Raw genomic sequence first — 13242 nt, 5'->3', positions numbered from 1 at the left:
TCCGTGAGGTCCGACAAGCCCGCGCAGCACTTCGACGTCATCGTGGTCGGCGGCGGCCCGGCGGGGGCCACCGTCTCGGCGGCCGTCGCCCTGCGCGGCCATCGGGTCCTCCTCCTGGAGAAGGAGACCTTCCCCCGGTACCAGATCGGCGAGTCCCTGCTCCCCTCCACCGTGCACGGTGTGTGCCGGATCCTCGGCGTCGAGGGCGAGATGGCCGACGCGGGCTTCAAGCCGAAGCGCGGCGGCACCTTCCGCTGGGGCCGGAACCGGGACGCCTGGCAGTTCTCCTTCGCGCTGTCGCCCCGGCTGGCCGACCCGACCTCGTTCGCCTACCAGGTCGAGCGGTCCCGGTTCGACGCGATCCTCCTCGACAACGCCCGCCGGGTCGGCGTGGACGTACGGGAGGGCTGCCGTGTGACCGGCGTGATCGCCGACGAGGAGCGGGTCCGCGGAGTGCGCTGGACCGGACCCGACGGCGAGAGCCGCGAGGCCGGCGCCCGGTACGTCGTGGACGCCTCCGGCAACGGCAGCAGGATCCACACGCACGTCGGCGGGAAGCGGACCTACTCCGACTTCTTCCGCAACATCGCGGTGTTCGGTTACTTCGCCGGCGGCGCGCGGCTCCCGGCACCGAACGACGGCAACATCTTCTGCGCCGCCTTCGACGAGGGCTGGATCTGGTACATCCCGCTCCGGGACGACCTGACCAGCGTCGGAGCAGTGGTCGCCCGCGAGAACGCCGAGGCGATCCAGCGGGACCCGGCGACCGCCTGGCGCCGCCTCATCGACGCCTGCCCGGAGGTACGCGGCTTCCTCGACGGCGTCCCGCAGGCCACGGAAGTCCCGTACGACCAGGTCCGCGTCCGCAAGGACTGGTCGTACGGGAAGTCACGGCTGTGGCGGCCCGGCATGGTGCTCGTCGGAGATGCGGCGTGCTTCGTCGATCCGGTGCTGTCCAGCGGAGTCCACCTCGCGACCTACGGCGCGCTGCTCGCCGCCCGGTCCATCAACGGCCGTCTCGCCCGGACCCTGGACGAGGACCGGCTGTTCGCCGAGTTCGAGGCCCGCTACCGGCACGAGTACGGCCTGTTCCACGAGTTCCTGGTCTCCTTCTACGACATGCACCAGGACGAACGGTCGTACTTCTGGAAGGCGCGCAAGGTCACCAACGTCGGCACGACGGAACTCGAGGCGTTCGTCGAGCTGGTGGGTGGTCTGGCCTCCGGCGACGCCTCGCTCACCGGGGGCGGGCCGGCGGGCGCACGGCTGACAGCAGTCGCCGACGACTTCGAGCGTGCCGTACGCCGCCTCCCCGACGCCGACGACCTGCGCAATCCGCTCTACGAGTCCGAGAGCTTCCGACAGGTGTTCCAGGAGGGGACCGTCCTTCAGGAACGCGGGCTGTTCGGCGGACCGCTGGAGGAGGAGGCACCTCTGCGGCCCGGCGGACTGGTGGCGTCGGAGGACGGACTGAGCTGGGTCGAACCTGAGTCGTAGGGGCGCAGACAGATCGGCGCCGGACGCAATGTGCCTGCTCCTGCGGCGTCCTGCGGTCGGCTCGGATCAGCGTTTCCACCGCGTTGTTCCAGGCTTCCAGGCCGTATCGCACGTGGCCGCGGTCGCCGCTCCCGCCGGTCGTCACGACCTTCGAGGTGCGCCGGACGGCCGAGGGCCGCCTCGCGTCAGGGCGCTGATGACCGCGAGAGCGGCTCCCTCTCGACGATGGCTGAACGCGGTATGCGTGCATCCACGTCATGCAGACCTGCCGCCCGCGAGATGCCAGGCATTGCGCCAGGCCAGGCGGTAGTCAGACCTCTTATCAGCGTCTCCGACGGCGCCTCTCGGGCCCGGTGACACCACCCCAGGTCGTCCTGTCGACAGGGGGAACAGTCGTTGTCGTGATCGAGGCGATCTTCGTTCGGTTATAGATGCGCGTCGTCCAGGACGTTTCATGGAGCGGTTTGTCGGCGGCGGCTCGGTCTTGACACGAGGCCACTCTGAAGCTTCCCTTCTTATGTTGCGTATCACGCTACTGTTGTGCGATGTGCAACCTGGGGTCATGGTATGGCTCCGGTTTCCCTACACCGCGGAGTAGCGCTACAGATGACTCGCAAGCCACCTGCTGAGGACCCCGGCGACGCCCGTCTGCTGGTCGGCCCGCCGAAGGAGTACGCCGCCGGCATCCCCGCGGTCACCTCCTCGCTGCGGCACGCCGGTGAGCAGATGGGGGTCCGCCGCAGCCTGCTCACTCTGCTCCGGGTCAATCAGAAGGAGGGCTTCGACTGTCCCGGCTGCGCCTGGCCCGAACCGGACCACCGGCACAAGGCGGAGTTCTGCGAGAACGGCGCCAAGGCCGTGGCCGAGGAGGCCACGGTACGGCGGGTCACCCCGGAGTTCTTCGCCGAGAACACTCTGGAGGATCTCCTCCCGCGCAGCGACTACTGGCTCGGGCAGCAGGGACGCCTCACCCACCCGATGTACCGCCCGGCCGGCGCCGACCGCTACGAGCCGATCTCCTGGGACGACGCGTTCGCGCTGATCGCCCGCGAACTCGCCGCGCTCGACCACCCGGACCAGGCCGCCTTCTACACCTCCGGGCGGGCGAGCAACGAGGCCGCGTTCCTCTACCAGCTCTTCGTCCGCGGCTTCGGCACCAACAACCTGCCGGACTGCTCCAACATGTGCCACGAGTCCAGCGGCTCGGCCCTGGTGGAGACCATCGGCATCGGCAAGGGCAGCGTCAGCCTGGAGGATCTCCACGAGGCCGATCTCATCCTCGTGGTCGGCCAGAACCCGGGCACCAACCACCCCCGGATGCTCTCCGCCCTGGAGAAGGCCAAGCAGCAAGGTGCCCGCGTCATCGCGGTCAACCCGCTGCCCGAGGCGGGCCTGCTCCGGTTCAAGAACCCCCAGAAGCCCTCCGGCGTCATCGGCGGCGGGACCAAGTTGGCGGACCAGTTCCTCCAGATCAGGCTGGGCGGCGACCAGGCGCTCTTCCAGGCCTTCAACCGCATGCTGCTGGAGGCGGAGGACGAGGCACCCGGCATCCTGGACACCTCCTTCATCGAGCGGTACACGCACGGCTTCGAAGAGTTCGCCGAGCACGCCCGCAAGGCGTCGTGGGACGAGATCCTTGAGGCCACCGGCCTGCCCGAGGAGGAGATCTGGGAAGCGTTCGGCCAGGTGCTTGCCGCCGAGAAGATCGTCGTCTGCTGGGCGATGGGGCTCACCCAGCACAAGCACTCCGTGCCGACCATCCGGGACGTCGTCAACTTCCTTCTGCTGCGCGGCAACATCGGCCGCCCGGGCGCCGGCCTCTGCCCGGTGCGCGGCCACTCCAACGTGCAGGGCGACCGCACGATGGGCATCTACGAGAAGCCGGACGACGCGTTCCTGGACCGGCTCGGCGCCGAGTTCGTCTTCACGCCGCCCCGACGCCACGGCCATGACGCGGTCAACAGCATCCGCGCGATGCGCGACGGGGACGTGAAGGTCTTCGTCGCCCTGGGCGGCAACTTCGTCGCCGCGGCCCCCGACACCGACCTGACCGAGCAGGCGCTGCGCAGGTGCCGGCTCACCGTCCAGATCTCCACCAAGCTGAACCGCTCGCATGTCATCGCCGGGGAGCAGGCCCTCATCCTGCCGTGCCTCGGCCGGACCGAGGCCGACCTGCGGCCGAGCGGACCACAGCTGGTCACGGTGGAGGACTCCATGGGCATGGTGCACCTCTCGCGAGGACGGCTCGCGCCCGCGTCCGAGCACCTGCTGAGCGAGGTCGCGATCATCTGCCGGATGGCACGCGCCGCCCTCGGGGACGCAGGCCCGCAGGCTCCGTGGGAGGACTTCGAGGGGCACTACGACCGCATCCGTGACCGCATCGAACGCGTGATCCCCGGCTTCGAGGACTTCAACGCCCGCGTGCGGCGGCCGGGCGGGTTCGCCCTGCCCCACCCGCCCCGCGACGAGCGTCGGTTCACGACCGCCACCGGGCTGGCCAACTTCACCGTCAACCTGCTGGAGAGCCCCAAGGTCCCGCCGGGCCGGCTGCTGCTCCAGACGCTGCGCTCCCACGACCAGTACAACACCACCATCTACGGCCTGGATGACCGCTACCGCGGCATCCACCAGGGCCGCCGGGTCCTCTTCCTGCACCCCGACGACCTCACCGAGCGAGGCCTCGCCGACGGGGACACGGTCGACATCGTCAGCGAGTACGGCGACGGCGTGGAGCGCAGGGCACCGGCCTTCCGGACCGTGTCGTACCCGACTCCCCGAGGCTGCTGCGCCGCCTACTTCCCCGAGACCAACGTCCTCGTTCCCCTGGACTCCACGGCGGCCATCAGCAACACGCCCACGTCGAAGTCCATCGTCGTCCGGCTGGAACGGGTCTCCGGCGACGTGTGATCCGGTGGCGGCGGCGGGGGTGGACCGTCCGCCGGTCGTCCGTTGCCTGCCAGCAAGGTGGTGACCGATGAGTGGAAGCCCGTACGACCTCGCCCCGCTGGCCCGCTTCGGCGGTGTCGTCGCCACCGACCTGCGGGACGTGACCAGTGATCCCGCGGCCCTGGACTCCACCGGCTTCTGGGCCGTGGTCGCCGGCTTCGAGGGGCGCCTGGTCTGCGTGCGCTTCGGTGACGTACGCCGTGCGCCCGTGCCCGCCGCCGCGCCCGGGGTGTGGCGCGGCCCGGACCCGGACGCCTGGACGTCCTCACTCGACCGGGCCGCCTACCTCACCGGGGTCCGGCGCGTCCGTCAGCACATCGCGGCCGGAGAGGTCTACCAGGCCAACCTGTGCCGGGTGCTGTCGGCGCCGCTGCCCGACCCGGAGCGCGCGGACGTCGACGCCCTCACCGCCTTACTGGCACGGGGCAACCCCGCTCCGTACGCCGGCACCGTGCGCCTGCCCGCGTACGGTGTGGAGATCTCCACGGCCTCGCCCGAGCTCTTTCTGCGCCGGGACGGCCGTACGGTCGCTCCGTGACCGTCCCCGAGCTGTGCGCCGTCGAGGCACACCCCGGTCTGGTGCACCTGGTCTCCACCGTGCGCGGCGAACTCGCCGAAGGCGCCGGATGGCCCGAACTGCTCACCGGCACCTTCCCGCCCGGGTCCGTCACGGGCGCCCCCAAGTCCAGCGCACTGTGCATCATCGCAGCGCTGGAGACCGCGCCCCGCGGCCCGCACTGCGGGGGCGTCGGCCGGGTCGACGCCGACCGCGGAACGGGTGCGCTCGCGGTGGGTATCCGCACCTTCTGGATCGACCGCGCCGCTCCTGGCGGCCCGTTCCTCCGCTTCGGTACGGGAGCCGGGATCACGTGGGACTCCGACCCCGAGCGTGAATGGGCGGAGACGCAGCTGAAGGCGCGCCGACTGCTCGGGGTGGCGTCGGCTGCGTACTGGCTGATCAGTTGATGGCTATTGGGCAACTCTTCTCGACGGGCCCCTTGACAGTCCCTCTGAGGCGTCAGATTGTTGTTGCCCATAGTGAATGTCAATGCATAATTCGCAACGTTCTTCGGGTCGCTGTCGCTCCGTCTCCCGTCCCTCGCCGATCTCCACCTGGTCCGGTGTGTCCATTTTGTCACGACGGAACAGCTGACGATTTCCCCTCCTGCTCGGTCGCGCATCCGTCGTCCGCGACAGAGAGTCCACTGCCGTCTGCGGAAAGGACGAGTTGATGAACGAAACCCGCGAAAGGAACGGGAGTCAAAGCCATCCCGTCGAGGCGGATCTGCCGGGAAGCCCGGCGGTATCCGCCCGCCCCCGCACCGACCCGGTCGTCTTCGGTGTCGCCGCGGCCCTCACCCTCGCCTTCGTCGTGTGGGGGGCCGTGGCGACCGACACGCTGGAGAGTGTGTCCGGGAAGCTGCTGGACGGGACCATTCGAAACGGCGGCTGGGCCTTCGTCCTGGCCGCTTCGGGCTTCGTCGTCTTCGCCCTCTGGCTGGCGGTGAGCAAGTACGGGCGGATCACGCTGGGCAAGGAGGGTGAACAGCCCGAGTTCCGCACGGTCTCCTGGATCGCGATGATGTTCAGCGCGGGCATGGGCATCGGCCTGATGTTCTACGGCGTCAGCGAACCGCTGTCGCACTTCATCACGCCACCGCCGGGCACCGACCCGGCCGATGTCAACGAGGCCATGGAGACCGCCATGGCCACCACCCTCTTCCACTGGACGCTGCACCCGTGGGCGATGTACGCGGTCGTGGGCCTGGCCATCGCCTACAGCACCTTCCGGCGCGGCCGTCGGCAGCTGATCAGCGCCGTGTTCACCCCACTGATCGGTGAGAGGCGGGCGAACGGCTGGGGTGGCAGGGTCATCGACATCCTCGCCATCTTCGCCACCCTCTTCGGCTCCGCGGCCTCCCTGGGGCTCGGCGCCCTGCAGATCGGCAGCGGCTTCACCGGACTGGGCTGGCTGGGATCCGTCGGCACCGGCCTGCTGGTCGCCGTGATCGCGGTGCTGACCGTGGCGTTCGTCGCCTCGGCGGTGTCCGGGATCGCCAAGGGCATCCAGTGGCTGTCCAACATCAACATGGTGCTGGCGGTGACCCTGGCGGCCTTCGTCTTCCTCGTCGGGCCGACCATCTTCATCCTCGACCTGTTGCCCACCTCCATCGGCGCCTTCCTCGGCGACCTGACCCAGATGGCAGGGCGTACCGAGGCGTCGAGCGGTGAGGGAGTCGCCGACTGGCTGGCCGGCTGGACGGTCTTCTACTGGGCCTGGTGGATCTCCTGGACGCCGTTCGTCGGCATGTTCATCGCACGCATCAGCCGTGGCCGGACCATCCGGCAGTTCGTGGGCGGGGTCATCCTCGTCCCCAGCACCGTCAGCCTGCTGTGGTTCGCGATCTTCGGCGGCTCGGCGATGCACCTGCAGGACGAAAAGCGCCTCAGCGACGCCTCGACAGCCCAGGGGCAGCTCTTCGACGTGCTCCAGCAGTACCCGATCGCCACGGTGACGAGCATCGTTGTGATGATCCTCGTCGGTATCTTCTTCGTCTCCGGCGCCGACGCCGCCTCGATCGTGATGGGGACGCTGTCGCAGCGGGGATCCCTGGAGCCGTCCCGAGGCGTCGTGGTGTTCTGGGGTGTGCTGACCGGGGCGGTCGCCGCGATCATGCTGCTCATCGGTGGCGGCAAGGGCAACGCGCTCACCGGGCTGCAGAACCTCACGATTCTCGCGGCGGCGCCCTTCACTCTGGTGATGATCGGGTTGTGTATCGCGCTCACCCGCGACCTGCGCCAGGACCCGCTCATCATCCGCGGGCGCAAGGGCAAGGAAGCCATCGAAACGGCCGTCATCGCGGGCCACGAGAAGTACGACGGAGACTTCGAACTCCGCATCGGTCCCTGCACCTCCACCGACGGCACCGAGGGCGCGCAGTCCGAGCAGCCTGCGCCCCCCACGGAGGCCACGGAAGCCACCTCCTCCTCCACTCGCTGAGCTGGGCGGCACCCACGCCCGGCGGGGTCGTGAACCGGCATGTGCGGTCACGGCCCCGCCGGGCGTTCGTGCTGTTTCACCGCTCTCGAGGCGGCTGAGAGAACGCCGTCGAGCTGCTTGACCCCCGGTCGACACTCCACGATGCTGTGTTGCGACACATGAGATGTGTGCCGTAATGAGCAACATTCGAGTGGACATCTGATTCACGTCTCGATCAGCCGAGGAGTGGCCATGACGCACCAGGTCCGTGCTGTCGTCGCGCGGGGCAAGGGCGCCCCCGTCAGCCTGGAAACGATCATCGTGCCCGACCCGGGACCGGGTGAGGCGCTGGTGAAGATCGAGGCCTGCGGGGTCTGCCACACCGATCTGCACTATCGCGAGGGCGGCATCAACGACGATTTCCCGTTCCTGCTGGGGCACGAGGCCGCGGGGATCGTGGAGTCGGTGGGGGAGGGGGTCACCGACGTCGCGCCCGGAGACTTCGTCGTCCTCAACTGGCGTGCGGTGTGCGGCCAGTGCCGGGCCTGTCTGCGCGGGCGGCCCTGGTACTGCTTCAACACCCACAACGCGAAGCAGAAGATGACCTTGTTGGACGGCACCGAGCTGTCTCCTGCCCTGGGCATCGGCGCGTTCGCGGAGAAGACGCTGGTCGCGGCCGGGCAGTGCACCAAGGTCGACCCGACCGCGTCGGCGGCCGCCGCCGGTCTGCTGGGGTGCGGCGTGATGGCGGGCATCGGCGCGGCCATCAACACCGGGAACGTGGGCCGGGGTGACTCGGTCGCCGTCATCGGCTGCGGCGGTGTCGGGGCCGCGGCGATCGCCGGGGCGAACCTGGCGGGCGCGGCGAAGGTCATCGCGGTGGACATCGACGACCGCAAACTGGACACGGCCGGGAAGCTGGGCGCGACCCACACCGTCAACTCCAAGGACGCCGACGCGGTCGAGGCGATCCGCGAGCTGACGGGCGGATTCGGCGCCGACGTCGTCATCGAGGCGGTCGGCCGTCCGGAGACGTACAAGCAGGCGTTCTACGCCCGCGACCTCGCCGGCACGGTCGTCCTGGTCGGTGTGCCCACCCCGGAGATGAAGCTGGAACTGCCGCTGCTGGACGTCTTCGGCCGGGGCGGCTCCCTGAAGTCCTCCTGGTACGGCGACTGCCTGCCGAGCAGGGACTTCCCGATGCTCATCGACCTTTATCTCCAGGGCCGGCTGGACCTGGACGCCTTCGTCACGGAGACCATCGCGCTGGACGAGGTCGAGAAGGCCTTCGAGCGGATGCACCACGGCGACGTGCTGCGCTCGGTGGTGGTCCTCTGATGGCCGCCCGCATCGAACACCTCGTCACCTCCGGGGCCTTCTCGCTGGACGGCGGCACCTGGGACGTCGACAACAACGTCTGGATCGTCGGCGACGACACCGAGGCGATCGTCATCGACGCCGCACATGACGCCGAGACCATTGCCCAGGCCGTCGGCGGCCGGCGTCTCACCGCGATCGTGTGCACCCACGCGCACAACGACCACATCGACGCCGCCCCCGCCCTGGCCGACCGCACCGGGGCCCCGGTCCTCCTCCACCCGGACGACCTGCCACTGTGGAAGCAGACCCACCCCGACCGGGCACCGGACGCCGAACTGACCGACGGCCAGGGCCTCACGGTGGCCGGTGTCGAACTGACCGTGCTGCACACACCCGGTCACGCTCCCGGGGCGGTCTGCCTCTACGCACCGGCCCTGGAGGCGCTCTTCAGCGGCGACACCCTGTTCGCCGGCGGGCCGGGGGCGACAGGGCGGTCGTACAGCCATTTTCCGACCATCATCGACTCCATCCGGGACCGGCTGCTGACGCTGCCTGGGGACACCGTCGTGCACACCGGACACGGTGATACGACGACCGTCGCCGCTGAGGCCCCGCACCTCCAGGAGTGGATCGACCGCGGCTTCTGACGCCGTCGGAGACCCTTGAGCGCCCGCCGTATCGGCTCGCGGCCATCGCGAGCCGATACGGCGGGCTGCTGTTGTTCTATGTGAATCAGGTTTCCCGTGGCGCAACGAAATCCACCGCTCGGAGTGCCCTCTGAATGCCTTGACAAGGGTTCTGGGCGACCCCAGACTGATGTTGCGCTTACCGCAATCCGTTTCGCTATACGCACCGAGGTGTCATGATGATTCCCGCGTGCCGTCTCGAGGACCTCCCGCGAGGCGAGGCCCACCGGCTCGACATCGATCCGCCGGTTTCGGTGTTCCACACCGACGACGGCGAACTCTTCGCCATCGACGACACCTGCACCCACCAGGACGCGTCGCTCGCCGACGGCTGGCTGGAGGGCTGCGAGGTGGAATGCCCGCTGCATGCTTCCAAGTTCGACCTGAGGACCGGCGCGGTCGACGCTCCGCCGGCCAAGCTCCCGGTCCGGACGCACGAGGTCGTCGTCGAGGACGGCGTGATCTACGTCCGGGTGTCCACCGAGGCGCCCAACCTGCCGCCCTGCATCTCGGCCCGGCTCGCCGGGGGTCCCGCGTGAGGACCGTCGCCGTGGTCGGCGCCTCACTGGCCGGCCTGTCGGCGGCGCGCTCACTGCGCAAGCAGGGCTACGACGGGCGGCTCTTCCTCATCGGGGACGAACTCCACCGCCCGTACGACCGGCCCCCGCTATCCAAGGCGTTCCTGGCCGGCACCCTCGGCGAGGCCGAACTCGCCCTCGAGACCGATGGCGAGGACCTCGGGGCGGAGTGGCTGCTCGGCGTCCGTGCCACCGGACTCGACCACGCGCGGCGTGCCGTCCGGCTCGGCGACGGACGGCAGGTGCAGGCCGACGGGGTCGTCATCGCGACCGGCGCCGCAGCGCGCACCCTGCCCGGCTCCGAGGGGCTGGCCGGAGTGCACACGCTGCGCACTCTGGACGACGCCCGCGCCTTGCGGGACGAACTGGTCCGCGGCGGACGCCTGGTGGTGATCGGCGGCGGATTCATCGGCGCCGAGGTCGCCTCGACCGCGTACGCCCTCGGACTCGATGTGACCGTCGTGGAGGCGGCCCCGACACCGCTCGCCGGACCGCTCGGCGAGGCCATGGGTGCTGTCGTGTGCGCCCTCCACGCCGACCATGGCGTACGGCTGGAGTGCGGCGTGGGCGTCAAGGGGCTGAGCGGGGAGACACGCGTCGACGCCGTCCTGCTGGAGGACGGCCGCAGCATCCCCGCCGACATCGTCGTGGTCGGGGTGGGCGCACGTCCGAACGTCGAGTGGCTGGAAGGCTCCGGCATCGCACTCGACAACGGCGTCAAGTGCGGCGCCGACGGCCGCACCAGCCTGGCCGGCGTGGTCGCGGTCGGCGACTGCGCCAACTGGTACGACCCGCGCGCGGGTTTCCATCGCCGCGTCGAACACTGGACCGGCGCGCGCGAGCGCCCCGACGCCGCGATCGCCACGCTGCTGGCGGCCGGCGCGGTGGAGCCGGGGGTGCCCCGGCCGCCGTACTTCTGGTCCGACCAGTACGGCGTGAAGATCCAGTTCGCCGGTCACGCGGGCGGCGCGGACAGCGTGTCCATCGAGGCGGGCGCCGCGGACGACCGCGACGTCCTGGCCGTCTACCGGCGGGCCGGGGACCCGGTCGCCGTGCTCGGGATGAACCAGCCCCGGCTGTTCACGCGCTGGCGCAAGCAACTCGCCGCCACCGCGTCACCGCCCGCATCTTGACACCGCCCCAGCGGCATCCCATGCTGCGGTTGCACATGGTACGCAGCGTTGCTCCATACACAACGCCGTCCGGGAGTCGCTCTTACCGGCGCGTGAATGACCCCTCCACGACGTTCTCCCGAGGAGTGCACCGTGACCTCGACCAGCCTGCCGGACAGCCTGATCGCCACCCTCCCCGGCTCCGCCTACACGGACCCGGGGATCTTCGCCCAGGAGCAGGAGCGCATATTCGAGACCATGTGGTTGTGCGTGGCGCGCGCCTGCGAGTTGGCGAAGCCCGGTGCCTTCCGCACCGTCGACGTGGGCCGCGAGAGCATCCTCGTCACGCGGGCGCGGGACAACTCCATCCGTGCGTACTTCAACGTGTGCCGGCACCGCGGGGCCAAGCTCTGCACCGAGGAGACCGGTGAGGTCAAGCGGGCCTTCCAGTGCCCTTACCACGCCTGGACGTACGACCTGAACGGCAAGCTCGTCGCGGCGCCCAACCTCACGAAGATGCCCGACGTCGGCCGTACCGAGTACGGCCTGGTGAGCGTGGCCGTACGCGAATGGCTCGGCTATGTCTGGGTCTGTCTCGCCGAGAACCCGCCCTCCTTCGAGGAGGACGTCATCGGCGAGGTCGTCGCCCGCCTCGGCGACGTCGAGTCGATCGAGCGCTACGCCATCGAGAACCTCTCCGTCGGCAAGCGCATCACGTACGACGTGAAGTCCAACTGGAAGCTCATCATCGAGAACTTCATGGAGTGCTACCACTGCGCCACGATCCACCCCGAACTCACCGACGTACTCCCGGAGTTCGCGGACGGTTACGCCGCCCAGTACTACGTGGGCCACGGCGCGGAGTTCGGTGAGGACGTCCAGGGCTTCACCGTGGACGGCTCCGAGGGCCTCGACCGCATCCCTGGCGTCGCCGAGAACCAGGACCGCCGTTACTACGCGATCACCGTCAGGCCCCAGGTGTTCATCAATCTCGTGCCCGACCATGTGATCTTCCACCGGATGTACCCGGTGTCCGTGGACCGCACGATCGTCGAGTGCGACTGGCTGTATCTGCCGCATGTCGTCGAGAGCGGCAAGGACGTCAGCCGGTCCGTGGAACTCTTCCACCGCGTCAACCAGCAGGACTTCGATGCCTGCGAGCGCACGCAGCCCGGCATGAGCTCCCGGATGTACGCCAAGGGCGGCGTGCTGGTGCCCAGCGAGCACCACATCGGCGCTTTCCACGACTGGGTCAGCGAGCGCCTGGGCACCGTCCAGGGGTGACTCAGCCCAGGTAGCCCATCCGGTGGCTGATCTCCTCGCCGCCCTTGCGCAGCACCGGGGCGAGCTCGTGCAGACGCTCCTCGGTGAACCGGTAGGAGGGCCCGGACGCGCTGAGTGCCGCGATGACCTCGCCGTCCTGGTTGCGGACCGGCGCGGCCATGGCGTGCAGACCGAGCTCCAGCTCCTCCAGGGTGAAGGCGTAGCCCCGCTCCCGCGCCTCGGCGAGGTTCTTCTCGAGCTTCGTCTTCGCGGTGATGGTGTGCGGGGTGACCTTCTTCATGCCGGCGGTGGCCAGCAGCGCGGCGCGCTCCTTCGCGGGCAGATGGGCCAGCAGGATCTTCCCGCTCGATGTGGCGTGCAGCGGGGTCAGCTGGCCGACCCAGTTGTGCGCGGTGACCGCGCCCGGGCCGCGCACCTGGTACAGGTTGATCGCGTAGTGCTCCTGCATGACGGCGATGTTGACCGTCTCGCCGATCTCCTCGGCGAGGCGCTCGCAGACCGGGCGGCCCTGCTGGGTGATGTCGATGCGGCCGGTGACCGCGCCGGCCAGGCGGACGATGCCGAAGCCCAGCCGGTACTTGCCGCGCTCGCCGGCCTGCTCCACCAGGCCGCGCGCCTCCAGGGCACCGAGCAGGCGGAAGGCGGTGGACTTGTGGACGTCGATCTCGCCCGCCACCTCGCTGACGCCCGCCTCGCCACGCTGGGCGAGGATCTCCAGGACGCTGATGGCGCGGTCCACCGACTGCACGCCGCCGGCCTGCGAATTCGACGCTTCTGTATCAGGGCTGTAGTTGCTCACAGTAAAACTATACGCGTAGTAAACAACGCACCTGCAAGTA

The 13242-nt window shown here is 69.6% G+C and carries 9 protein-coding genes and 1 pseudogene; 9 read left to right on the top strand and 1 reads right to left on the bottom strand.

Annotated elements, in window-relative coordinates; all coding sequences use genetic code 11:
* Window positions 1–3: 3 nt before the first annotated feature.
* The 9 genes and pseudogenes from ACF1A1_RS13405 to ACF1A1_RS13365 all read left to right on the top strand — a co-directional run bounded on the left by ACF1A1_RS13405 (window position 4) and on the right by ACF1A1_RS13365 (window position 12403).
* Window positions 4–1497 carry a tryptophan 7-halogenase gene (locus ACF1A1_RS13405; protein ID WP_391999637.1) on the top strand — a complete coding sequence of 498 codons (1494 nt, stop codon included), beginning with the start codon at window positions 4–6 and terminating at the stop codon, window positions 1495–1497.
* 606 nt (window positions 1498–2103) lie between these two features.
* A complete protein-coding gene (locus ACF1A1_RS13400) occupies window positions 2104–4404 on the top strand; it encodes an FdhF/YdeP family oxidoreductase (protein ID WP_391999534.1) in 2301 nt (766 codons plus the stop codon).
* A 67-nt stretch (window positions 4405–4471) separates the two neighbouring features.
* A pseudogene (locus ACF1A1_RS13395) lies at window positions 4472–5409 on the top strand (chorismate-binding protein).
* A gap of 265 nt (window positions 5410–5674) precedes the next feature.
* A complete protein-coding gene (locus ACF1A1_RS13390; RefSeq protein WP_391999533.1) occupies window positions 5675–7444 on the top strand; it encodes a BCCT family transporter in 1770 nt (589 codons plus the stop codon).
* Window positions 7445–7675: 231 nt separating this feature from the next.
* Entirely contained in the window at window positions 7676–8761 is a 1086-nt protein-coding gene (locus ACF1A1_RS13385; protein WP_391999531.1) for an S-(hydroxymethyl)mycothiol dehydrogenase, read from the top strand.
* Window positions 8761–9390: an MBL fold metallo-hydrolase gene (locus ACF1A1_RS13380; RefSeq protein ID WP_391999529.1), complete on the top strand. Its 630-nt coding sequence runs from the start codon at window positions 8761–8763 to the stop codon at window positions 9388–9390. Before ACF1A1_RS13385 ends, ACF1A1_RS13380 begins: the two co-directional genes overlap by 1 nt.
* Before the next feature lie 215 nt (window positions 9391–9605).
* Window positions 9606–9968 carry a bifunctional 3-phenylpropionate/cinnamic acid dioxygenase ferredoxin subunit gene (locus ACF1A1_RS13375; protein ID WP_391999527.1) on the top strand — a complete coding sequence of 121 codons (363 nt, stop codon included), beginning with the start codon at window positions 9606–9608 and terminating at the stop codon, window positions 9966–9968.
* Entirely contained in the window at window positions 9965–11140 is a 1176-nt protein-coding gene (locus ACF1A1_RS13370) for an NAD(P)/FAD-dependent oxidoreductase (RefSeq protein WP_391999525.1), read from the top strand. The genes ACF1A1_RS13375 and ACF1A1_RS13370 overlap by 4 nt, the downstream gene beginning before the upstream one ends.
* 132 nt (window positions 11141–11272) lie before the next feature.
* Window positions 11273–12403 carry an aromatic ring-hydroxylating dioxygenase subunit alpha gene (locus ACF1A1_RS13365; protein WP_391999524.1) on the top strand — a complete coding sequence of 377 codons (1131 nt, stop codon included), beginning with the start codon at window positions 11273–11275 and terminating at the stop codon, window positions 12401–12403.
* A gap of 1 nt (window position 12404) precedes the next feature.
* Here ACF1A1_RS13365 and ACF1A1_RS13360 read toward each other — a convergent pair whose 3' ends face one another.
* Window positions 12405–13151 carry an IclR family transcriptional regulator gene (locus ACF1A1_RS13360; RefSeq protein WP_391999636.1) on the bottom strand — a complete coding sequence of 249 codons (747 nt, stop codon included), beginning with the start codon at window positions 13149–13151 and terminating at the stop codon, window positions 12405–12407.
* Window positions 13152–13242 lie beyond the last annotated feature (91 nt).

Source organism: Streptomyces sp. NPDC014995 (genome assembly GCF_043080745.1).
GTDB lineage: Bacteria > Actinomycetota > Actinomycetes > Streptomycetales > Streptomycetaceae > Streptomyces.
This window is presented reverse-complemented; position numbering and strand designations above follow the sequence as displayed.

Coding starts and splice junctions, on each gene's coding strand:
- ACF1A1_RS13400 (WP_391999534.1), top strand. CDS start 2,104: ATGACTCGCAAGCCACCTGCTGAGGACCCCGGCGACGCCCGTCTGCTG.
- ACF1A1_RS13390 (WP_391999533.1), top strand. CDS start 5,675: ATGAACGAAACCCGCGAAAGGAACGGGAGTCAAAGCCATCCCGTCGAG.
- ACF1A1_RS13385 (WP_391999531.1), top strand. CDS start 7,676: ATGACGCACCAGGTCCGTGCTGTCGTCGCGCGGGGCAAGGGCGCCCCC.
- ACF1A1_RS13380 (WP_391999529.1), top strand. CDS start 8,761: ATGGCCGCCCGCATCGAACACCTCGTCACCTCCGGGGCCTTCTCGCTG.
- ACF1A1_RS13375 (WP_391999527.1), top strand. CDS start 9,606: ATGATGATTCCCGCGTGCCGTCTCGAGGACCTCCCGCGAGGCGAGGCC.